Origin of the sequence: Baekduia soli, from assembly GCF_007970665.1 — a bacterium.
GTDB lineage: Bacteria > Actinomycetota > Thermoleophilia > Solirubrobacterales > Solirubrobacteraceae > Baekduia > Baekduia soli.
The window spans coordinates 4,751,895-4,773,879 of sequence record NZ_CP042430.1; the positions used below are offsets into that span (position 1 = coordinate 4,751,895).

Genomic DNA, 21,985 nt, shown 5'->3' on the forward strand with positions numbered 1-21,985 from the left:
CAGGAAGAGGAGCAGGCCGAAGCACGAGAGGGCGAAGCCCGCCATGACGAGGATGCGGCCGAGGCTGGGGACCTGCTTGTTCATCCGCCGCCGCCCTTCGAGGCCGCCGCGGCCGCCGGCGTCGTGCCGGCGGCGCTGCCGCACACGGCGGCGCGCTGCGGCAGGTTGGCGAGCTGGATGACCGTCGCGAGCTGCGGGTTGACCCTCTGCAGGGGCTCGAGGATGCTCAGCGACTGGCAGCTGACCAGCAGCGCGCCGCGGCGGATCGGCCCGTGGGCGTCCTGGGTGCTGAACATGGTCGGGCCGATGTGGTTCAGCCACGAGAGCCAGAACATGTAGCCCTCGTCGTCGCCGGGCGGGTTGTAGGCCAGCGTGTTGAGCAGGTAGTTGGCCACCTTGAGCGAGCTCGTGAAGTCCGGCGTCAGGTCGGCGAGGTCGCGCACGGCCGGGCGCAGGATCCGCACCGTGGGCAGCGCGTCGCGCGCGAACGGGCGCAGCTGCTTGGAGATGACCGGCGTGGTCTGCTCCAGGAAGGGGCGCGCCTGCTTCAGCGACGGGCCCAGGGCGCGGGCGCCGGGGCGCAGCGCGCTGAGCGTCGGGCCCAGGGCGGTGCCGAGCTTGTCGACCTTCTGGACGGCCTTGTCGGTCTCGCTCAGCGTGTCGGGCAGCAGGCTCAGGGTCTCGCGCAGGCGCTGGTCCTGGTCGGCGAAGGCCTTGAACACGGCGTTGGACGCGTCGACGAGCGACGCCAGGTCCTTGTCCTTGCTGCCGACGGCCGCCATGAGCAGCCCGAAGTTGTGGACCGAGCGCGCGACGTTGTCGCGGCGCAGGGCCAGCGCCTTGGTGATGCGCTCGATGTCTCGGTTGGTGGGGTCGAAGCGGCGCAGCGCGGCCGACAGGGCCTTGCCGTTGCCGCCCAGGGCCTCCCCGCCGCCGGCCACGAGCAGCTTGAGGTAGTTGCGCGTGTCGCCGTCCAGCGCCGACAGGAACTCGTCCGTGTTGACGTTGGGCAGCGTCTGGGTGATCGGGATGACGTCGCGGGCGTGGTCGAGCTCGCCGGCCCTGCGCGTGCCGGGCGTCAGCTCGATGATCATGTCGTTGAGGCCGGTCTTGGGCCGCAGCAGCGCGGTGGCGTCGCGGTAGATGTGCGCGTACTTGCGCTTGATCTTCATCGAGACGAGCGCGCGGCCGTCCTTGAGCTCGACCTTGGAGATCTCGCCCACGGGCACGCCGGCCACGTCGACGGTCTGGCCCTGGCCCGGCGTGACGGACTGGGCGGTGGCGAACTCGGCCTTGTAGCTGACGAAGTCGCTGCCGACGACCGGGACCCACTTGGGCAGGTAGAAGCGCTGGTGGCCGAGGATGATCGACCCCGCCACGACCGCGATGAGGAAGATCACGAGGACCGCGACGACGTCCCAGCGGTGCTTGCGGATCGCCATCCTCATGGGCGCGCGGCCCCCTGGCGGAACGGGTTGAGGCGATCGACGAGCTGGGCCGTCAGGCTGCCGGACGCCGGGCGGGCCGCGGGGCCGGTGGCGCTGCCGGCCTTGGCCGACCGGGTCGCCGCGGTCGCCACGGGCGTCCCGCCCCGTCGGCCGCTCCGGTCTTGGCGCCGTTGAGGTCGGGCAGCGTCTGGTCCTTGCACGGCGCCGTGGAGTTGTACGGCGACTGCCTGGCGGGCAGCGCGGGCCGGGTGCCGATCGGCAGCTGGTTGACGTTGCCGTACAGCGGCTGTCCCGTCGAGCCACCGTACTTGCCGGTGACGATCGTGTTCGCGCCGCCACCGACCTGGAAGCGGACGTAGTGGCCGTTGCCGTCGAAGTTCTCCGACTCGCCGGCCAGGCCGACCATGGAGTACCAGAACTCCTTGTAGTTCTCCTCGTTGGAGGTGAACTGGCCGTCCTGGATCTTGATGTCGCCCACGGGCAGGATCTCGTGGGTGACGCACTGGGCGACGAGGTCGGCCTGCGGCAGGGCGGTCAGCGTGCCGTTGACCACGCGGGCGAGGTCGCCGGCCGCCGGGCGCAGCTGCGCGGCGAGGCCGCCGAGCTCGTCGGGACCGACGAGCTTGGTGGCCTGCGCGATCCACGGCTGCGCGGCCGCGATGGTCGCCGGCGTCTCGCGGACGCCGGGCAGGATCTCGCGCGCGAAGGCGCGCGTGGCCGGGAACGAGGCGTCGAGGTGGCGCAGCGCGCTGTCGGTGTGCTGCAGCGTCGGGCCGAGCTCGGCGACCGAGCGCCGCAGGTCGTCCCGGCGTGCGGCCAGCGCGGCCATCGTCGTGTTCAGGTTGGTGACCAAGCCCTTGAGCGAGTCCTCGTCGCGGGCCAGCGCCTTGGTGACCTTGGCCGTGTTGGTCACGACGCCGGAGAGGTCGTGGCGCTGCAGGCCGAGGAACGCGTCGTTGACGATCGCCGCGCCCCGCAGCGCCCCCGGCGCGTGGTCGATCGACGCGTTGAGCGCCTCGGCCGCGGTCTTGCCCTTGACCTCGGGGTCCTGGGTGACGTCGTCGGCGGCCGTCGGCTTGTAGGTCAGGGCCGTCCCGTAGCCCTCGAGCAGGCGCTTGAGGTCCTCGCGGGTGTTGCTCTGCAGCGCGCTCAGCACCTGGTCGAGCTGCACGGGCGCCGACGTCTGGGTGATCGGCAGGGTGTCGCCGTCGGAGATCGTCGGCGCGGCGGGCGTGCCCGGCGAGAGGTCGACGAACTCGTTGCCCTCCAGAAAGATGCGCGAGCGCACCTTGGCCGTGGCGTCCTTGTGGATCGGCAGGCCGGCCTTGTCGATCTCCATCGTCACCAGCGACGCGGTGCCGTCGCCGCCCTTGTAGGCCTCGACCTTGGAGACCTTGCCGATGTTGACGCCGGCGATCCGGACCGGCGAGTTGGGCCGGATGTTGTTCGACGTCGCGAACACGGCCTTGACACGGAAGCCGTGGGTGAACGGCACGTGCTTGGAGAAGCCGAAGTAGGTGATGATCGCCGCGGCGAGCAGCACGAGCGAGCCGACGAGCAGCGGGTCGGCCCCGCGGCGGTCCTTGCGCGGCACGCGCTTGACGTCGTCGTCGCTGCCGCGGCGGCTCATGGCGTGGTGTCCGTGGATCGCTGCGTCTTCGGCGTGTTCGTGCCCTGGTTGCCCGGGACGTTGCCGATGACCTGCCTGCCGGCCGTGAACGGCTCGTTGCCGGCCTCACACTCCTTCGTCTGCCCGGGCATCGCCGTGTTCGGGTAGGGGTTGGAGTGCAGGTAGTTGTCGCGCGTCGGGCCGGCGGCGGGGGCCGAGGCGGGCGAGCCCTCGTTGTTGGGGCCCTGCGGCGTGGCGACGATCGTGAAGCGCTGCGCGGTGCCGTTGGCGTCCCCTGGCTCAGCAGCGAGGCGCCGTTGCGGAACAGCAGGGTCCAGTAGTTGCAGACCGTCTGCGACGGCGTGATGGCGGTGAACAGCGGGTTGGCGATCTGCGCGGTCGAGGTGAGGTCGTGCACGCCGAGCGTGACGAGCGGGTCCTCGGCGAAGCGCTGCAGCGCGGCGAACGTCGGCTTGAGCTCCTGGTTGAGCGCGACGGAGCGCTTGAGCGCCGGCGTGCCGGCGGTGAGCGCCGCGGCCAGGTCGCCCGCCGAGGCCGACAGCGCGCGGACGCCCGGGCGCAGGTCGCGGAAGAGCGCCTCGCTGTTGGCCAGGAACGGGCGCTGCTTGGGCAGCTCGGCCGTCGCGGTGTCCAGGGCCGCCGGCCCGCCGCTGATCGAGTCCTGCAGGTAGGGGCGCGCGACCGACGACAGCGCGCCGAACGTGGTGTCCAGGTTGCGCAGCAGGGCCGCCTGGGTCTCGGCGACGGGGGCGACGATCGCCGCGGTGGCGCCCAGCGACTCGAAGAACCGGCCGAGCTTGGTCCGCCGGTCGGCGAGGTTGGCCGCCGCCGGGGTGAGCTGGGTCAGCAGCGGGTTGAGGGCCTGGATGGCCTCGTGGAGGTCCTGGCCGCGGCCGGCGAGGCCGTCGCCGAAGCCCAGCAGCTGCTGCTGGATGGCCGCGCGCGTCTTGTCGTCGAAGGTGCTGAGGAACTCGTCGAACTCGACCGGCGCGGGCGTCGCCTGGCGCAGCGGGATCGTGGCGCCCTCGGGGAAGCCGTCGGGCGACGTGCCCTTCGTGATCTGGACGTACTTGAGCCCGAGCGCCGACTTGGGCCGCACGAGGATCGTGGAGTCCTTGGGCAGCGGCTTGACGGTGGTCTCGAGCTTGAGGTGCAGCTGCGCGATGATCCGCCCGTCGGCCAGGCGCTTGGGCGTGATGCCGTCGACGACCCCGACGCGCGTGCCCCCGATGCGCACCTCGTTGCCCCTGACGAGGTTCGCGCCGCTGGGGACGTCGGCGTCCAGCTGGTAGGTCGGGACGAACGGCAGGCCGTTGTTGGCGTTGTAGGCCAGGAAGACCGCCACGAGCACCACGAGCGTGGTGGCCGCGCCGATGAGGATCGGGTTCGCCGCGATGGAGGCCGAGCCGCGTCGCCGCATCAGCCCCCAGGAGGTAGTCGAGGAGGGTCGAGGCGGCGCCGGAGGACGGCGTGGCGGGCGAGGCCGAGGAGGCGGGCGTCGTGCCCGACGAGACGGGCGCCGCCGCGGTCGCGGTGCCCTTCGCCCGCGGCGACCCACCCGGCAGGACGCTGGCGGGCAGGTCGATCCGGCTCGGGGTGCCCGTGGCGCTCGAGCTCTTCGGCGTGGTCGCCGGGGCGCCGTCGGCGGCCTGCAGCAGGTTGGGGTCCAGGCCCTTGGCCACGGCCTCCTGGCGGGCCAGGGCGGGGCTGCGGCCGGCGGCGATCTCCCGGTCGACCGAGGCGACGGTCGGCGTGGAGGTGGCCGCGGTCCTCGCCGAGGCCGCGCTCGCCGAGGCGGGGGCCGGCCAGCGCGCGCTGCAGCCCGCGCCCGGGTTGGCCGCGGCGTTGTACTGCGAGCACGTCGTCACGACCAGCGCGGCGCGCAGGTAGTGGCCGATCGAGTCATAGCCGTTGGTCGCGGCGGCCTGGAAGTACAGGAGGTCCATGAGCCGCTCGATCCCGCCCGTGTCCCTCAGACTGGTCAGCAGCAGGTTCAGGTTGCGCGTCAGCGGCTTGGCCTGGCCGGCGAACGTGCGCAGATCGCCGACGATCGGCCTGCTCTTGATGAGCGCCTGGTCGCCGACGTCGGCGGCGTCGCCCAGCGTCTGCAGCGCCGGGATCCCGGCCTGGCTGAACGGGCCGAGCTCCTTGATGAAGCGGTTGATGGACGGGGCCGACGACCCGAGGTCGGTGAGCACCGGCGTCATCTGGTCGGCCAGGCCCCCGAGGCGCTGCATCGTCGGCTTGAGCTGGCGCAGGAAGGCCGGGAGCTTCTGGATGTTGCGCTCGAGGTCGCCGCGCCGCTCGGCGGTCGCGACCGCGGTCGTGTTGGCCTTGGACACGAAGTCGGCGACCTTGGCGCGATCGCGTGCCAGCGGTGCGAGCACCTTGTCGCCGTTCGTCGCCAGATCGGCGAGCACCTTGTTCTGCTCGGCGAGGATCGCCAGGACCTGGTCGGTCTGCTGGAGCGCCGGGTCGGCCTGCCGGATGGCCTGGCGCAGCTCGTCGCCGTTGGCGGCCAGGCCCGTGCCGAGCTCGTTGATGATGACCGACAGCCGCTCGCGATAGGGCAGCCGCATGATGTTGCCGACGAGGTCGAGGTCGATCGGCTTCGTGTTCTGCGAGGCGGGGAGCAGGTACTCGCCCTTGCCGGGCCCCGAGCGGATCTTGTCCAGCGCGGGCGCGGCCGGGTCGCCGTCGGCGCGCGGCTGGGTCGGCGTGCACTCGACGTAGCGCTCGCCGATCAGCGACTGCGGGCGGATCGTGCAGGTGGCGTCCTTGCGGAAGTCCTGGAAGCCGGGCTCGGTGATGTCCAGGACGACCGCGGCCTTGTTGTCGGGCGTGACGTCCAGCGCGCCGATCTTGCCGACCCGCACGCCGGAGATCTTGACGTCCTCGCCGGGGATGACGGTGAAGGCGTTGGCGAAGATCGCGCGGACGCGGTATGAGCCCTTCGTGTCCCCCGCCCCCGTGCCCAGGACGAGCACGACGCCGGCGGCGCACAGGGCGATGGCGATGGCGATCAGGCGCCGGGTCATGGGCCGGGCGGGACGATGCTCGGGTCGCAGTCCGAGCCCTCGGGGGTGTACGGGTTGGAGCCGTCGGCGGCGGTCTGGGTGGCCGAGCCCGGGCAGCGCCGGACCTTGCCGGCCTCCAGGCCGGTGACGCGCTGGCTCGCCGGCAGCGGGTTCAGCGTCCGGGTGCCCGACGGGCTCGTCGTGAGCTGGAAGGCGCCGACGAGCGGCGAGATGCGGGCGAAGTGGCCGTTGGCGTCGTAGTTGGCCGTGGTCTGGCCGAAGTCGCGGAACCAGCCGATGAGGTCGGGCGCGTAGGGCCGGATGAACTGGAGCACCGGCGTGCCCTGGCGCAGCCCGGCGATCGTGTGCTGGAACGCCGGGCCCGCGACCCTGGTCAGCCGCGGCTGCTTCTTGAGCAGGTCGATGAGGTCGTTGTCGACCCCCGGCCTGCTGATGAGCGTGCTCAGGTCGTCGATCGTCGGCTGGGCGCCGGTGACCAGCGGGCGCAGCCGGCGGAAGAACGGCGCGAGCTTGGGCGCGACGGGCTTGCTGGCGTCGACGAGCTTGTCGAGGTCGTCCAGCGTGGACCGCAGGTCGACGAACGTGCTGTTGGCGTTGCGCAGCGTGCTCGGCAGCGACGTCAGCGCCTGGTCCAGCGACGCGCTCTCGGAGCCGATCGCGCCCGACGCCGCGTTCGCGTTGGCCACCAGGCCCGAGAGGTCGTCGCGCCGCTCGGCCAGCGCGGTGGTCGCCCGCGCGGTGTAGGTGACGAAGTCCTGCAGCGACTGCTGGTCGCGGGTGAGCTCGTTGACCAGGCGCGAGGTCGTGCTCAGCGCCGGGTTGAAGTACTTCAGCGCCTCGTTGGCCTGGGCGCCCTTGCCCGCGTACTGGGTCGCCGAGCCCTTGATGACGTCCTGCAGCGCCTTGCGGGTCCGGGGGTCCAGCGTGTCGAAGAGCTGGTCGAGGTCCACGGGCGCCGTCGTGCGGTCCAGGGCCAGCGTGGCGCCGTCGTCGAGCTTGGGCGCCGAGTTGGGCCCGGGGCTCAGCGCGATGTAGCGGTTGGCCACGCCCGACAGCGAGCCGGCGCGGATCTGCGCGGTGGTCCCCTGGTGCAGCGGCGCGTAGGGCGCGTCGACCTGGATCCGCACGCGGGCCAGGTTGTCGGGCGTGAGCTTGATCTCGGCCACCCGGCCGATGCGCCGGCCGCCGATCTGCACGTCGTTGTCCTTGACGAGCTGGCCCGCGTTCTGGAAGAGCAGCGTGTACTCGTGCCCGCTGCGGCCGGTCAGCAGCAGCACGGCGACGACCACCACCGCCGCCGCGATCGCCGCGAGCGCGAGGCCGCGGGCGGGCGTCATCGCGCCACCCCGGCGGGGCGGCGGTCAGCCCGCGTGCGGCGGGGCGCGGCGGTCGGCGGGATGTCGGGCGGCGAGGGCAGGGCGGGGTGTCGTGGTCGGGACCAGGTGCGCGGCGGGTGCCGCTCACTCCATGCCCAGCGGCCCCTGGGACTCGCCGGACAGGAACTGGCGCACGAAGGCGTTCTCGGAGTTGAAGAGCTCCTCGGCCGGGCCGGACTCCACGATGCGGCCCTTCCACAGCACGCTGATGTACTCGGCGACGCGGCGGGCGCTCATGATGTCGTGCGTGATCACCGTGTAGCAGCCGCCGTTCTCCTCGTGGATCTCCTGGATGAGCTCGCACAGCAGCGCGGTGCGGACCGGGTCCAGCCCGGAGTCCGGCTCGTCGAAGAGCACGATGTCGGGGTCGAGCACCAGCGCACGGGCGAAGCCGGCGCGCTTGCGCATCCCGCCCGACAGCTCGTTGGGCATCTTGTCCTCGGAGTGGCCGAGGCCGACCTCGCCCAGGCGACGGCGCACGATGTCGAGGATCTCCTCCTCGGACTTGTCGGTGTGCTGGCGCAGCGGGAACGCGACGTTGTCGATGAGGTTCATCGAGCCGAACAGCGCGCCGTCCTGGAAGAGCACGCCGAACTTCTTGCGCATCTCGAACAGCTCGTCGTCGGTCATGTTCGGCACCGACGCGCCGTGGACGAGCACGTCGCCCTCGTCGGGGTACAGCAGGCCGACCATGTGCTTGATGCACACCGACTTGCCCGTGCCCGAGGGGCCGAGGATCATCGAGATCTTGCCCTCGGGCAGGCCCATGTTCAGGCCGCGCAGGATCTTGTTGCGCCCGAAGGCCTTGTGGACGTCGACGAACTCGACGGCGTCGGGGACGCCGGTCGGGCGGTTCAGGCCGGTGTGCCACTGGTACTCGTCGGCGTCGGCGCCCGCGGGCGGCGCCTCGCGCACGACTGAGGCGCGCACGGGCCGGTCGTCGGCCGGGCGGTCGGCGCCGGCGGCCGGCGGCGCGCCCGTGCCGTCGCCGTCGCGGGGATCTCGTGGGGTCTCGGACATGACGTGGTCAGCCTCCGATCGGCGCCCTGGGGTTGGCGCCCCAGAACACCTGGGTCCCGAGCATGCCTATGAGGTGCACCAGGACGATGTTCAACACCATGGATTTCGCGGTCGCCGTTCCCACGCCCACGGGTCCCCCGCCCGCGTGATAGCCGTAGTAGCAGCCGACGAGGACGATGGCCGTCGCCATGACCATGCCCTTGATGACGCTGTAGAGCAGGTCTGGAGGGTTCTGGAACATCCAGAAGATGAGCGAGAAGCCGCCCGATGACACCTCCCCGATCTGCTGCACGACCGCGAGGTAGCTGGCGAAGAAGCCGGCGCCGACCGCCGACATGTACATGAAGGGCAGCACGAGCCACGATGCCAGCAGGCGGGTCGCGCAGAGGAAGAGGACCGAGTCGATGCCCATGACCTCCAGGGCGTCGATCTCGTCGGAGATCCGCATGGAGCCCAGCTCGGCGACGATGCCCGTGCCGACCTTGGCCGACATCATGTAGCCGAAGCCGTAGGGCACGATCTCGCGCAGGTCGCACCAGGCCGCGAACACGCCGGCGTAGGCGGGTGCGCCCTGCGCGCGCGTGAAGTACGCGCCCTCGATGCCGCACTGCAGGCCGACGATGAAGACCAGGCCCCAGATGACGATCGTCGAGCCCAGGATGAGCACGCCGCACTGGCGCAGCGTCTCGCCGAAGAAGTGCAGCACCCGCAGGCTGTAGACCTGCCCGAGGACCTTGCCGCAGAACTTCGCGATCTCCCCGAACGACGTGATCCACTCGCGCGGAAGGGCGAGCCAGCCACCCACTACCTGATCACCGTGATCTCGGGATGCGTGGCCAGCAGGGTCTGGGTGAAGACGTAGTTGAACGCGAAGACGCCCAGGAAGGTGATGACGACGGCCTGGTTGACGGCCTTGCCGACGCCCTCGGCGCCGCCCGAGGCGGTCATCCCCTTGTAACAGCAGACGATCGCGGTGATCGCGCCGAACATGGTGCACTTCAGCAGCGAGCCCCACAGGTCGGTCGTCGACGCGTTGGTGAAGAACGTCGCCCAGAACTCGCCGAGCGGCGCGCCGTTGACCAGCATCGCGATCAGGCCGCCGGCGACGCCGAAGATGATGGCGAACACGTCGAACAGTCCGGTCACCAGCATGAGCGCCAGGAAGCGCGGCACGACGAGGTTCTTGACCGGATCGACGCCGAGCACCTGCAGCGCGTCGAGCTCCTCGCGGATCTTGCGCGCGCCGAGGTCGGCGGTGATCGCCGTGCCGGCCACGCCCGCGACGATGATGGCGCACACGAACGGTGCGAACTCGCGGATGACGGCGAGCACGAAGAAGCCGCCGAGGCGGTCGATGGCGCCGAACAGGATGAGGAAGTTGGCGGCCTGGAGGCCGGGGGCGCCGTAGGAGACGGCCACGGTGGAGATGAGCAGCGGCAGCCAGCAGAGCCGCAGCGCGAAGAGGAACTGCCCCACGAACTCGCTGCCGTAGGGATACGGCGGGCGCAGGGCCGACACCAGGGTCTTCCCCGTCAGGATCATCATGTCGCCTACTTCTTCGAGCAGGCTCTTCGCCGGGGCGAATGCCCGATCGGCAACCGTGCTGACCACGCGGTCTGGGACCTCTCCTTCCACCACCTTCGGCACGCCCCGCTTCTCTTCGGGGCCTCCCACCGGCGGCCAGTGTATGGGACCACTTCGGCGGGTGGCAAACGGGAACCGGGCGGCCCCCGCACCCCGTCGAATTCGACCCGCGGCCCACCGCACCTCCCTCTGGTACGGTCAGCGCGCAGTGGAGGGGTCCCGGAGAGGATGGCGGTCGGCCTGCGCCGTCGCGGCGGCGTCGGGCGCGCTCGCCGTGGGCTGCGGCGGCGGTGAGCGCCAGGACGCCAACGAGCCCGCCGGCACGTTCAAGGTGGCGGTCACCGACGCCTCGTTCCCCGAGCGCCAGAGCATCGCCGGCAGCTCGACGATGCGGGTCACGGTCCGCAACGCCGACACCCGGACGATCCCCGACATCGCGGTGACGATCACCGCCGACGACGCCGAGGGCGGCGGCGGCTTCACGAGCCGCTCGGCCGACGCCGGGCTCTCGGATCCGACCACCCCGCTGTGGATCGTGGACTCCGAGCCGCGCGGGGGCGGCACGGCCTACGTCAGCACGTGGGCCCTCGGGCCGCTGCCGGCCGGGCAGACCCGCTCCTTCGTGTGGCGCGTGACCCCCGTCGTCGCGGGCTCGCACACCCTCCGCTACCGCGTCGCCGCCGGGCTCAACGGCCGCGCGCGCGCCCAGACGCCGTCCGGCGACGACCCGTCGGGCGTGTTCCGCGTGATGGTGTCGCGCACCCCGCCGCAGGCCACGGTGGACCCGAAGACGGGCGACGTCGTGACCGCGAGCCCCTAGCGGGCGCCTACTTCGGCAGGCGCGGCGCGATGATCCGGTAGGCCTTGAGCCCGAGGCCCAGGCGCTCGCGGTCCTCGGAGAGCATCGGGTCCAGCCCCGTGAGCTCCTTCACGCGCTCCAGGCGGTAGGCCACGGTGTGGCGATGCGCGTAGATCGCCGAGGCGGTCGCGTTCATGTTGCAGTTCTGCTCGAGGTAGGACTCGAGGGTGCCGACGAGGTCGGTCCGGTACTGGTCGTCGTAGCGCACGATCGGCGCGACGGTGTCCTCGTAGAAGGACCGGACCTCCTCCGGGTGGCTGGCCAGCACCCGGAACAGCAGCCGGTAGGTGCCCGTGCCGATGTCCTGGACGCCGTCCCAGCCCCCGCCGGTGGGCGGGTTCTGCCTCAGGACGTCGAGGACCAGCTCGGCCTCCTGGATGGCGCGCGGCAGCTCGGCCGGGTCGGAGTAGAAGCTCGAGACGCCGACCGTGCCGTGCCGGCGCAGGCGGGTGGCCAGCGCGCGGGCGCGGGCCGTCGTCGTGTCCGGGGCGTCGTCGCCGCCGGTGCCCGGCAGGATCGCGTAGACGCGGCCGTCCAGATGCTCGGCCAGCGCGCCCGGCTCGTCGCCGGTGATCGTCGCGATGACGTGGCGCGGGCGGTCGGTCGTCAGCTCGGCGCACAGCACGACCGCGCCGCGGGCCAGGTCGCAGCCCAGGCGGGCCGCGCGCCGCACGACCTCGCGCGGCTCGAGGTCGGGCCGGGAGCGCAGGTCCTCCAGGAAGGAGCCGCGCAGGTTCTGCTCGACCTCCTCCTTGGCCTCCTCCACGGCGACCTCGGTGAGGCAGGCGACCGCCGCGAGGTGCAGGAAGTCGGCCGCCTCGGGCGAGGGGCCCGGGTGGCCGGGATCCGTGGAGCGCAGGAGCACCACGGCGCCGACGACGTCGTCGCCGGACTGGATCGGCACCTCGGCCGCGAGGCCCTCGGGCACCGGCGAGGGCCGGTCGCCGATGCGGTCGACGACGTAGCGCCGGACGTCCTCGAGCGTCTGCTCGCGGACCCCGTGCTCGCCGCCGGCCCCCGCCGCGGCGTCCAGCCTCGGGACGATGATCGCGACAGGCGCCCCGGCCGCCTCGGCGGCCAGGGCGGCCACCTGCTGGAGGCCGTCGCCGCCGAGCACGGCGTCCACCATCCGCAGGTGCACCTGTCGCAGTCGCTCGACCAGCGACCCGGTCGGTGAGGCGGCGGCTGCCGCCCCGCGGTCCTCCGCCGCCTCACCCATCGACCGGATCTCCTAGGCAGTCGTCGTGGCGGCATCGGGGTGGGCCTGGAGGATCTCCTCGCCGGCCTCCCCGGTGCGGACGCGATAGGCCTCTTCGACGGGCATGACGAACACCTTGCCGTCACCCACGGCGCCGGTACGGGCGTGCTTGAGGACGGTGTCCACGATCGTCTGCACGTCGGTGTCGGACACCACGCACTCGAGCTTGACCTTGGGCCGGAGGTAGTTCGTCAGCTCCGCTCCGCGGTAGCGCTCGGTGATGCCCTTCTGACGGCCCGAGCCCTTGACCTCGCTGATGCTCAGCGAGGGGAACCCGAGGTCGAGGAGCTCCGTGCGGATCGGCTCGAACGCCTCGTGCCGGATATAGGCCACGACCATCTTCATGTTGCGGGAACCTCCGTGTGGCTCGTGATGGGCCCGATGCCGCTCGCGGCGGCCGTGCCCTGGGGTGCGGCACCGTAACCGACGAGCTCCGGGGCCGGGATGAACTGCTCCGGGTAGCCGTACATCCCGTGCTCGGAGATGTCCAGTCCGGCCAGTTCCTCCTCCTCGGAGACGCGCATGCCGTAGGTCGCCTTGATGATGCCGAAGGCCACGTAGCTCAGGACGAACACGAACGCGAAGACCACGACCACGCCGAGGGCCTGGCGGCCCAGCTGCTCGAACGAGCCGGTGTAGATCAGACCGCCCTTGCCGACGGCGTTGAACGCCGCCAGGTCGGGGTGCGTGAAGATGCCGCAGGCCAGCGTGCCCCAGATGCCCGCGAGCCCGTGGGCCGAGAGCGCACCGACGGGATCGTCGATGTACTTGTCGATCGCGTAGACGCCGAGGACGACGATGACGCCGGCGATCATGCCGATCACCAGGGCCGCCCACGGGACGACGTAGCCGGAGCCCGCGGTGATCGCGACCAGCGCGGCGATGGCGCCGTTGCCGGCCATGCCGATGTCGATCGCCTTCGTCCTCCAGTACGCGGTCGCCACGGCGGTGAGCACGCCGCCGGCGGCGGCGATGTTCGTCGTGATCACGACCTCGGGGAAGCGGCCGTCGAGCGCGTTGAGCGTCGAGCCCGGGTTGAACCCGAACCAGCCGAGCCACAGGATGAAGATGCCCAGGCCGAACAGGGGCATGTTGTGGCCGGGGATGGCCCGCGGCTTGCCGTCGGGTCCGTACTTGCCCTTCCTCGGCCCGAGGTGCAGCAGGGCCGCCAGGGCGCCCGTCGCGCCGATGAGGTGCACCGCCGTGGATCCGGCGAAGTCCTGCATCCCGACGTTGACCTGCAGCCAGCCGCCGCCGAACACCCAGCCCGAGGCGATCGGGTAGATGACCGCGGAGAACACGATCGCGTACAGGATGTACACGCCGAACTTGACGCGCTCCAGCGTCGTGCCCCAGACGATGGCCAGCGACACGGCGCAGAACACGAACTGGAAGAAGAACTTCGATTCGATCGTCGCGTCCGAGAAGCCCATGATCGGGAACGCGGTGCTGGGATCGCCGTAGGCGCGCAGGAAGAACCCATGCGTCCCGAGGACGTGGCCCGTGTCACCGCCGAAGGCGAACGCGAAGCCGACGGCCCAGTAGAGGATCGCCGCGATGGAGAAGTTCACGAGGATCTTCGCGATGATGGTGCCCGCGTTCTTGCCCCGGGAGAAGCCGATCTCCAGGAAGGCGAACCCGGCCTGCATGAACATCACGAGGACGCCGGCGACGATCACCCACATCGAGTTGATGCCGACGCTCTGCAGCAGTCCTTGGCTGCCGGCCCGGTCGTAGACGTCGGCGGATGCCGTGGCAGGCAGGATAAGCGCGGCGAACGCACCGAACATCAGCGCGCGAGCCGTCAGGGAACGTCTCATGTGACCTCCTAGTCGAGCGTGCCCCGGCAGTCTGTTCGGGCATCGACCCCCGGTCGTTAGCCCGATGTCGAAAGATCGTCCGGTGCGATTAACCACGTGGTCGAACGGGCCCTGACCCGAGGGCGAACCGCCTCCGCCGCTCTTTGGACACCTGTACAAGGCGCCTCACGGGCGCGCGAACTAGGCTCGCTGGTGCCGCCCCGACTGCGAGTCGGCCCCGCACGCACACGAAGGAGTCAGCGCCCACCCATGAGAACCCGCCAGCAGAACGTCACCGCCGCCCAGTGGTCGGTCAACGGCGGTGCCCTCGGCACCACCGACCTCACCGTCCCCGGCGCCAACCTCTTCGGCGCCAACGTCTTCACGATCGACGAGCAGCGCCAGCGCCTGCCCAAGCACGTCTTCCAGCAGCTGCTGGCCACGCTCGAGGCCGGCCAGCCCCTGGAGCCCTCGCTCGCCGACGCCGTGGCCCAGGCCATGCGCGAGTGGGCGATGGAGAAGGGCGCCACCCACTACACGCACTGGTTCCAGCCGCTGACCGGGCTGACCGCCGAGAAGCACGACTCCTTCTACAACCCGACGGGCGACGGGCACGCCATCGCCGAGTTCTCGGGCAAGGAGCTCGTCCAGGGCGAGCCCGATGCCTCCTCGTTCCCCACCGGTGGCATCCGGGCCACCTTCGAGGCGCGCGGCTACACGGCGTGGGACCCGACGTCGCCGGCCTTCATCCTCGACAACCCCAACGGCACGTTCCTGTGCATCCCCACCGCGTTCGTGTCGTGGACGGGCGAGGCGCTGGACCACAAGATCCCGCTGCTGCGCTCCATGGACGCGCTGTCCAGGTGCGCCATCAAGGCGCTCAAGCTCTTCGGCGACACCGAGGCGCAGCGGATCTTCACGACCGTCGGCCCCGAGCAGGAGTACTTCCTGATCGACGAGCAGTACTACTTCGAGCGCCCGGACCTCTACACGACCGGCCGCACGCTGTTCGGCGCCAAGCCGCCCAAGGGCCACGAGCTCGACGAGCACTACTTCGGCTCCATCCCGGAGCGCGTCCTGGCGTTCATGATGGAGAGCGAGGAGGAGCTGCGCAAGCTGGGAGTGCCGGTCAAGACGCGCCACAACGAGGTCGCGCCCGCCCAGTACGAGCTCGCGCCGATCTTCGAGAACTCCAACGTCGGCTCCGATCACCAGCAGCTGACGATGCAGATCATGCAGAACGTGGCCCGCCGCTACGGGTTCGTCTGCCTGCTGCACGAGAAGCCCTTCGCCGGCGTCAACGGCTCGGGCAAGCACAACAACTGGTCGATGGGCACCGACACCGGCCACAACCTGCTCAACCCGGGCGACACGCCGGACGAGAACGCGCAGTTCCTGTTCTTCTGCGCCGCCGTGATCAAGGCCGTCAACAAGCACCAGGCGCTCCTGCGGGCCTCGGTGGCCAACATCGGCCAGGACCACCGCCTGGGCGCCAACGAGGCGCCGCCCGCGATCATCTCGATCTTCCTGGGCGCCGAGCTCGAGCAGGCGTTCACCAAGATCGCGACGGGCAAGGGCCGCCGCGTCAAGAAGGGCCTCATGGGGCTGGGCGCCGAGGTGCTCCCCAAGCTGCCGCGCGACGGCGGGGACCGCAACCGGACCTCGCCGTTCGCCTTCACCGGCAACAAGTTCGAGTTCCGGGCCCTGGGCTCCAGCATGTCGCTGGGCTTCGTCAACACCGTGCTCAACACGATCGTCGCCGAGGCGATCGACGAGCTGACCGTCGAGCTCGAGAAGCAGCTCAAGGCCGCCAAGGGCGACATCGGCGTCGCGGTGCCGCTGGTCGTCAAGGGCGTCTGGGAGGACGACAGCGCGATCATCTTCAACGGCGACGGCTACTCCGAGGAATGGCACGCGGAGGCCGAGCGGCGCGGGCTGCACAACCTGCCCACGACGCCCGACGCACTGCCGTGGATCGTCAACAAGCAGACGGTCAAGGCGTTCGAGACCTACAACGTGCTCTCCGAGCGCGAGCTGCAGTCGCGCTACGACGTCTTCGTCGAGCAGTACGCGACCAAGGTCAACATCGAGGCCGAGACCGCGGCCTCCATGGCCCGCACGATGATCCTGCCGGCCGCCGTGCGCCACCTCGCCCAGCTCCGGGCCGGCGGCGTCGACGCGCTCGTGGAGGAGGTCGAGCCGCTGATCACCGAGCTGCACGCGCGGCTCCTGGACCTCGAGAAGGCCAACGACCACGACGGCCCCGAGGGCGGCCTCGCGCACGCGAAGTACATGCGCGACACCGTCATCACCGCGATGAACGCGGTCCGCGAGATCGCCGACCGCCTGGAGCGCATCGTGGCCGACGACCTCTGGCCGCTGCCGAAGTACTCGGAGATGCTCTTCATCAAGTAGCTCCCCCGGGCAGGACCGGCGCAGCACCCGGAGGCCCCGCCCAGGCGGGGCCTCCGTCGTCGCCGGGCGGGCCGGCGGCGGCTAGGCCAGCTGCGGCAGGACCTCGCGGCCGGCCAGGGCGAACTGCTCGTCGGCGTCCGGCGGCGAGGCGGGGAACAGGGACACGGTCGTCGCGCCCGCCTGCAGCTGGCCCGCGATCTTGGCCGCGCACTCGTCCGGCGTGCCCACGACCGCCAGGTCCTCCATCCACGACGGGTCCATCCCGGCCGCCATCGCGTCGGCGCCCTGCGCGGCCAGCGCGCGGATCGCGTCGCGGTCCTCGTGGACCTCGACGAGGTGGCTGGGCGCGATCGTCGTCAGGAAGAACGCGAACGACTCGCGCGCGGAGGCGCGGGCGCGCGCGCCGTCGCGGTCGCACGCGAACAGCACCAGCGCGCGGAAGCCCAGCGGCGTCGGGCCGCCGGCGGCGATCCGCTCGGCCGCCACCCGCAGGTAGGTCTCGCCGGCCATGACCGAGCCGACGACGCCGTCGGCGACCTCGCCGGCCATCGCCAGCATCTTGGGCCCGATGACGCCGCACAGCAGCGGGACCTCGGGCGCCGGGTACTCGAGCTGGACGTCGACGAGGCCGAAGAGGCCGTCGGAGGTCACGTGCTCGCCCGCGAGCAGGCCCCGCAGGACCCCGAAGACCTCGCGCAGCGCGCCGAGCTGGGACCTGGGCCTCAGGCGCATCTGCTCGAGCCACATCGGCAGCCCGAGCCCGATGCCCGGCAGCACGCGCCCCGGGTGCATGTGGGCGAGCGTCGCGATCTCCATGGCCAGGACGGCCGGGTGACGCACGAGGCCGGAGAGGATCCCGAAGCCGACGGGGACGTGCTCGGTGACCCCGAGGATCCCCGCCGCGCCCGCGACCGCCGACGTGTAGAAGTAGTCCTCGGTCAGCCAGATCTCGCTGAACCCGAGCTCCTCGCACCGGCGGCCGAGCTCGACGAGCCGGCCGGGATGGACCTGGCTTCCGAGCGCCACTCCGACGGGCACGGGATCGGTCATGGGTTCCTCCGGGGGATGGGATGGCGCGGCGGGTGCGGCGCTGGGCGGTGCGTCGACGACATCCTCGCGTGCCGTGGGCGCGGCGTGGCGCCCGAAGGACCATCCGACCGGCCAGGTCGCTGGGGCCGGGCGGAACCTACGCTGGCCCGGTGAGACGGATCTCCGCAGTCCTCGTGGCCACGGCCGCGGCGCTCGCGCTCGCGGTGACCGCCGGGAGCGCGAGCGCCCGCCAGTGCCAGGCCGGGTTCTCCGAGGCCCGCGGGCCGTCGGCGCTGCTGGCCACCGGCGTCCCGTGCGCCCAGGCGCGGCGCGTGGCCGTGACGGTCGCCCAGGCCTCGCCGGCCGGCTGCATGCGATCGACGAAGACGTCGGTCCTGCTGCGCACCCCTTGCGTGCGCCTCGGCTTCCGCTGCACCGCCGTTCGCAGCGTCCGCAAGACGCTGCGGGTCACGTGCCGCAGCGGCGCGCGCCGGATCCGCTTCACCTACTGAGCCCGGGCCCCGGACGCGAACGAGGCCCCATCCGGTCGGACAGGGCCCCATGGGTGCTGCGGTGATGGGCGGCGATGGCTAGGCGGCCAGCGGGCGCTCGTGCCCGTCGTCGGCCTTGGCCACCAGCTGCTCGAGCGTGCCGTAGCCGTGCATGGCCTTCCAGAACAGGTCGATCATCTGCTCGTGCGGGATCTCGGTCGCGTCGGTGCCGTCGAGGTGGAGGGTCCAGGTCTTCTGCGTATCGGTGGTCATGTCGTATCCAGGGGGAGAGGAGTTGGGGTCCTGCACTCCTCACTATCGGAAGCGACAGCGGATCCCTGTGTGACATGCGTCTCACGCGCGCGCCCGAGATGGCGGATGGTCGAGGGGGACCCTGACACAGTTGTGTCAAGGTTGCGCTAGGCTCTTCGCATGCGCGATTTCCTGGCTGCCACCCGCGAGCGCGTCGTCGTCTTCGACGGGTCGATGGGCGCGACCCTCGAGGAGTTCGACCTCACGCAGGCCGACTACGGCGGGCTGGCCGGCAAATGCCACGAGGCCCTGGTCCTGCACCGGCCCGACGTCATCCAGGAGCTGCACGAGTCCATGGTCGCCGCCGGCGCCCAGGTCGTCGAGACCGACACGTTCCAGGCCTCCCGCCTCAAGCTCGAGGAGTGGGGCCTGGGCGAGCACACCTTCGAGATCAACCAGAAGGCCGCCGAGATCGCCCGCCGGGCCGTCGGCGAGGACCTGTTCGTCGCCGGCTCCATCGGCCCGACCGGCCACCTGCCGGCCTCCGACGACCCGACGCTCGGCGCGATCACGTTCCGCGAGCTGGTGGAGATCTTCACCCAGCAGGCCCAGGGGCTGGTGCGCGGCGGCGCCGACCTGCTCATCATCGAGACCGCCCAGGACATCCTCGAGGTCAAGGCCGCCATCTTCGGCGCGCGCGAGGCCTTCAAGCTCGAGGGCCGCTCCGTGCCGATCCAGACCTCCGTCTCGCTGCTGCCCAACGGCGGCAAGATGCTGCTGGGCACCGACATCTCGGCCGTGCTGGCCACGCTGGAGGCGCTCAAGGTCGACGTCATCGGCCTGAACTGCTCCACCGGCCCCGAGGACATGCGCGACGCCGTCCGGTTCCTCGGCGAGTTCGCGCCGATGCCCGTGCACTGCATCCCGAACGCCGGCCTGCCCCAGCAGGGGCGCAACGGCGAGACGATCTTCCCCGAGACGCCCGAGATGCTGGCCAAGGTGCTCGGCGAGTTCGTCGACGACTACGGCGTCTCGATCGTGGGCGGCTGCTGCGGCACGACCGTCGAGCACATCCGCGGGATCGCCGAGCGTGTCAGGGACGCGGTGCCGTCGGCGCGTCCCGGGCCGCGCCCGCCGCACGTGTCCTCGATGATCGCCGCCACGCCGCTGGCCCAGGAGCCCGCGCCGACGATCGTCGGCGAGCGCGTGAACTCCCAGGGCTCGCGCAAGGCCAAGGAGCTGCTGCTGGCCGACGACTACGACGGCCTCGTGCAGGTCGCCGAGGACCAGGTCGAGGGCGGCGCCCACGTGCTCGACCTCTGCGTCGCGCTGACCGAGCGCGCCGACGAGGACGAGCAGATGCGCCAGGTGGCCAAGCGCGTGTCGCTCAGCCAGCCCTCCCCCATCCAGATCGACTCGACCGAGCCCGACGTCATCAAGCTCGCCCTCGAGCAGATCCCGGGCCGCGCGATCGTCAACTCCGTCAACCTCGAGGCCGGCGCGGACAAGCTCAACACGGTCGTGCCGCTGGCCATCGAGCACGGCGCGGCGGTGATCGCGCTGACCATCGACGAGGTCGGCATGGCCAAGACCGCCGAGCGCAAGGTCGAGATCGCGCGGCGCATCAAGGAGCTGGCCTGCGACGGGCACGGCCTGGATCCCGAGCTGCTGATCTTCGACGTCCTGACGTTCACGCTGACGACCGGCGACGACGAGTGGAAGCCGTCGGCCGTCGAGACGATCAAGGGCATCCGCGACGTCAAGGCCGCCCTGCCGGGCGTCAAGACCTCGCTCGGCGTCTCCAACGTCTCCTTCGGCGTCGGCCAGCCCGCGCGCGCCGTGCTCAATTCGGTCTTCCTGCACCACTGCGTGGAGGCCGGGCTGGACCTCGCGATGGTCAACCCGAACCACATCACCCCCTACGGCGAGATCTCCGAGGAGGAGCGTGCGCTCGCCGACGACCTCGTCTACAACCGGCGCGAGGACGCGCTGCAGCGCTTCATCGAGCACTTCGAGAGCCGGGGCGGCGAGGCCGAGGTCGAGCTCGCCGACCCGACGGCGGGCATGGAGCCCGAGGAGGCCCTGCACTGGCACATCCTGCGCCGCAAGAAGGACGGCGTGGAGGCCCAGATCGACGCGGCCGTCCAGAAGCTCGGCGCGGTGCCCGTCCTCAACGACGTGCTGCTGCCCGCGATGAAGGAGGTCGGCGACAAGTTCGGCGCCGGCGAGCTCATCCTGCCCTTCGTGCTCCAGAGCGCGGAGGTCATGAAGCGCGCGGTGGCCCAGCTCGAGAACTACCTGGACCGCATCGAGGGCTACACGAAGGGCACGGTCGTCATCGCGACCGTGTTCGGCGACGTGCACGACATCGGCAAGTCGCTGGTCAACACCATCCTCACCAACAACGGCTACACGGTGATCGACCTCGGCAAGCAGGTGCCGGTGTCGACGATCATCGAGGCCGCCAAGGAGCACGACGCGACGGCGATCGGCCTCAGCGCGCTGCTCGTCTCCACCTCCAAGCAGATGCCGCTGGCCGTCCAGGAGCTGCACCGCGAGGGCCTCGGGTTCCCCGTGCTCATCGGCGGCGCCGCGATCAACCGCGCGTTCAGCTTCCGCACGCTGCACGTCAACGGCCTGGACGACAGCACGCTCTACGACCCGGGCGTCTTCTACTGCAAGGATGCGTTCGAGGGCCTGGCGGTCATGGACACGATCGTCGAGGAGGAGCCGCGCGCCGCGCTGCTGGCCAAGCTGCGCGAGAACGCCGACGCGTTCCGCGTGAAGGGCGACGAGGTCGAGGAGCTCGACACCTCGGGCACCGAGCGCTCCGAGCTGCCGACCGACAACCCGGTCCCCGAGCCCCCGTTCTGGGGCGTGCGCGAGATCCCGGTCGACCTCGACGAGGTCTACAGCCACCTCGACACCCACGTGCTCTTCAAGCTGCACTGGGGCGGCAAGGGCGTCAAGGGCGAGGCCTGGAAGGCGCTCGTCGACGGCACGGACGAGGAGGAGGGCTTCCGCGCCCGCCTCGAGCGCATGTGGGCGACGCAGACCTACCTGCACCCGCGCGCGCTGCTGGGCTACTTCCCGTGCTACAGCGAGGGCAACGACATCGTCGTGCTCGATCCCGCCGACCGCGAGACCGAGCTGCAGCGCCTGTACTGCCCGCGCCAGCCCGGCAAGGCGCACCTCAGCGCGGCCGACCTGTTCCGCCCGAAGGAGAGCGGCGAGCTCGACGTCATCGCGCTGCAGGCGGTCACCGTCGGCGACGAGGTCACCGAGCTCATGGCCCGCCTGGAGGCCGAGGGCGAGTTCGCCGAGCAGCTCTACGTCCACGGTCTCGGCGTGCAGACGGCCGAGGGCCTGGCCGAGTGGCTGCACGCGAAGATCCGCACGGACCTCGGCATCCCGCTCACCCAGGGGCGCCGCTACTCGTGGGGCTACCCGGCCGTGCCCGACCAGGCCGAGCACGACAAGGTCGGCGCGCTCCTGGACCTGTCGCAGATCGGCATGCGCCTCAGCGACGGCCACGCGCCGGTGCCCGAGCAGTCGACGCTGGCGATGGTCGCCCACCACCCCTACGCGAGCTACTTCACGATGAAGCAGGGCCGCGTCCTCTCGACCCCCGACGACGTGATCAAGGGTTCCAAGCGCGACCCGTCGCTGTTCGCGCGCGCCGACGCCCATGAGCTCGACACCGACCCGATCGAGGGCGGCGTCGCCGAGGAGGCCGACACGCCGGTGGCCGCCGAGGCGTAGGCCACGGGCGACGCGGCGAAGCCG

General features: G+C 71.3%; 15 protein-coding genes and 2 pseudogenes. 4 read left to right on the top strand and 13 right to left on the bottom strand.

Features of this window, described 5'->3' with window-relative positions:
* Positions 1-80: 80 nt before the first annotated feature.
* The 8 genes and pseudogenes from FSW04_RS23070 to FSW04_RS23100 form a co-directional block, all read right to left on the bottom strand.
* Positions 81-1,448 carry an MlaD family protein gene (locus tag FSW04_RS23070; RefSeq protein WP_146922537.1) on the bottom strand — a complete coding sequence of 456 codons (1,368 nt, stop codon included), beginning with the start codon at positions 1,446-1,448 and terminating at the stop codon, positions 81-83.
* A 52-nt stretch (positions 1,449-1,500) separates the two neighbouring features.
* On the bottom strand, positions 1,501-3,078 hold the full coding sequence (locus FSW04_RS23075; RefSeq protein ID WP_146922538.1) for an MlaD family protein: 1,578 nt from the start codon (positions 3,076-3,078) through the stop codon (positions 1,501-1,503).
* A 1,108-nt stretch (positions 3,079-4,186) separates the two neighbouring features.
* Positions 4,187-4,498, bottom strand: a pseudogene (locus FSW04_RS28765) (MlaD family protein); the annotation flags it as partial.
* Between the two features lie 1,354 nt (positions 4,499-5,852).
* Positions 5,853-6,116: pseudogene (locus tag FSW04_RS28770) on the bottom strand (MlaD family protein); the annotation flags it as partial.
* Complete coding sequence (locus FSW04_RS23085) at positions 6,113-7,453, bottom strand: MlaD family protein (RefSeq protein ID WP_146922540.1); 1,341 nt, start codon at positions 7,451-7,453, stop codon at positions 6,113-6,115. The pseudogene FSW04_RS28770 and the gene FSW04_RS23085, both read right to left, overlap by 4 nt.
* A 123-nt stretch (positions 7,454-7,576) precedes the next feature.
* Positions 7,577-8,512 carry an ABC transporter ATP-binding protein gene (locus FSW04_RS23090; RefSeq protein WP_146922541.1) on the bottom strand — a complete coding sequence of 312 codons (936 nt, stop codon included), beginning with the start codon at positions 8,510-8,512 and terminating at the stop codon, positions 7,577-7,579.
* A 7-nt stretch (positions 8,513-8,519) separates the two neighbouring features.
* Positions 8,520-9,317 (bottom strand): ABC transporter permease, encoded by a 798-nt coding sequence (locus FSW04_RS23095; protein ID WP_146922542.1) that lies wholly within the window; start codon positions 9,315-9,317, stop codon positions 8,520-8,522.
* Positions 9,317-10,057 (bottom strand): MlaE family ABC transporter permease, encoded by a 741-nt coding sequence (locus FSW04_RS23100; RefSeq protein ID WP_146923967.1) that lies wholly within the window; start codon positions 10,055-10,057, stop codon positions 9,317-9,319. The genes FSW04_RS23095 and FSW04_RS23100 overlap by 1 nt, the downstream gene beginning before the upstream one ends.
* 247 nt (positions 10,058-10,304) lie before the next feature.
* On the opposite strand from FSW04_RS23100, the gene FSW04_RS23105 reads away from it, so the two are divergent.
* Positions 10,305-10,916, top strand: coding sequence for a hypothetical protein (locus FSW04_RS23105; protein WP_146922543.1), 612 nt, complete (start codon positions 10,305-10,307; stop codon positions 10,914-10,916).
* Between the two features lie 7 nt (positions 10,917-10,923).
* Here the strand turns inward: FSW04_RS23105 and FSW04_RS23110 are convergent, their stop codons facing one another.
* From FSW04_RS23110 to FSW04_RS23120, 3 genes are read right to left on the bottom strand one after another with little or no spacing between them, the layout of a single operon-like run.
* Complete coding sequence (locus tag FSW04_RS23110; protein WP_146922544.1) at positions 10,924-12,174, bottom strand: PucR family transcriptional regulator; 1,251 nt, start codon at positions 12,172-12,174, stop codon at positions 10,924-10,926.
* Positions 12,175-12,186: 12 nt separating this feature from the next.
* Positions 12,187-12,558, bottom strand: coding sequence for a P-II family nitrogen regulator (locus tag FSW04_RS23115; RefSeq protein ID WP_146922545.1), 372 nt, complete (start codon positions 12,556-12,558; stop codon positions 12,187-12,189).
* Complete coding sequence (locus FSW04_RS23120) at positions 12,555-14,033, bottom strand: ammonium transporter (protein ID WP_146922546.1); 1,479 nt, start codon at positions 14,031-14,033, stop codon at positions 12,555-12,557. Before FSW04_RS23120 ends, FSW04_RS23115 begins: the two co-directional genes overlap by 4 nt.
* A gap of 249 nt (positions 14,034-14,282) precedes the next feature.
* Between FSW04_RS23120 and FSW04_RS23125 the strand changes: the two genes are divergently transcribed.
* Complete coding sequence (locus FSW04_RS23125; RefSeq protein ID WP_146922548.1) at positions 14,283-16,427, top strand: glutamine synthetase III family protein; 2,145 nt, start codon at positions 14,283-14,285, stop codon at positions 16,425-16,427.
* An 81-nt stretch (positions 16,428-16,508) separates the two neighbouring features.
* Here FSW04_RS23125 and FSW04_RS23130 read toward each other — a convergent pair whose 3' ends face one another.
* Positions 16,509-17,477 (bottom strand): LLM class flavin-dependent oxidoreductase, encoded by a 969-nt coding sequence (locus FSW04_RS23130; RefSeq protein WP_146922550.1) that lies wholly within the window; start codon positions 17,475-17,477, stop codon positions 16,509-16,511.
* Positions 17,478-17,626: 149 nt separating this feature from the next.
* On the opposite strand from FSW04_RS23130, the gene FSW04_RS23135 reads away from it, so the two are divergent.
* Complete coding sequence (locus tag FSW04_RS23135; protein WP_146922552.1) at positions 17,627-17,968, top strand: hypothetical protein; 342 nt, start codon at positions 17,627-17,629, stop codon at positions 17,966-17,968.
* Between the two features lie 78 nt (positions 17,969-18,046).
* Here the strand turns inward: FSW04_RS23135 and FSW04_RS26550 are convergent, their stop codons facing one another.
* The gene (locus tag FSW04_RS26550; protein WP_187369041.1) at positions 18,047-18,220 is read right to left on the bottom strand and encodes a hypothetical protein; all 174 of its coding nucleotides are present in this window, start codon (positions 18,218-18,220) and stop codon (positions 18,047-18,049) included.
* 159 nt (positions 18,221-18,379) lie between these two features.
* Between FSW04_RS26550 and FSW04_RS23140 the strand changes: the two genes are divergently transcribed.
* Positions 18,380-21,961 (top strand): methionine synthase, encoded by a 3,582-nt coding sequence (locus FSW04_RS23140; protein WP_146922554.1) that lies wholly within the window; start codon positions 18,380-18,382, stop codon positions 21,959-21,961.
* Positions 21,962-21,985 lie beyond the last annotated feature (24 nt).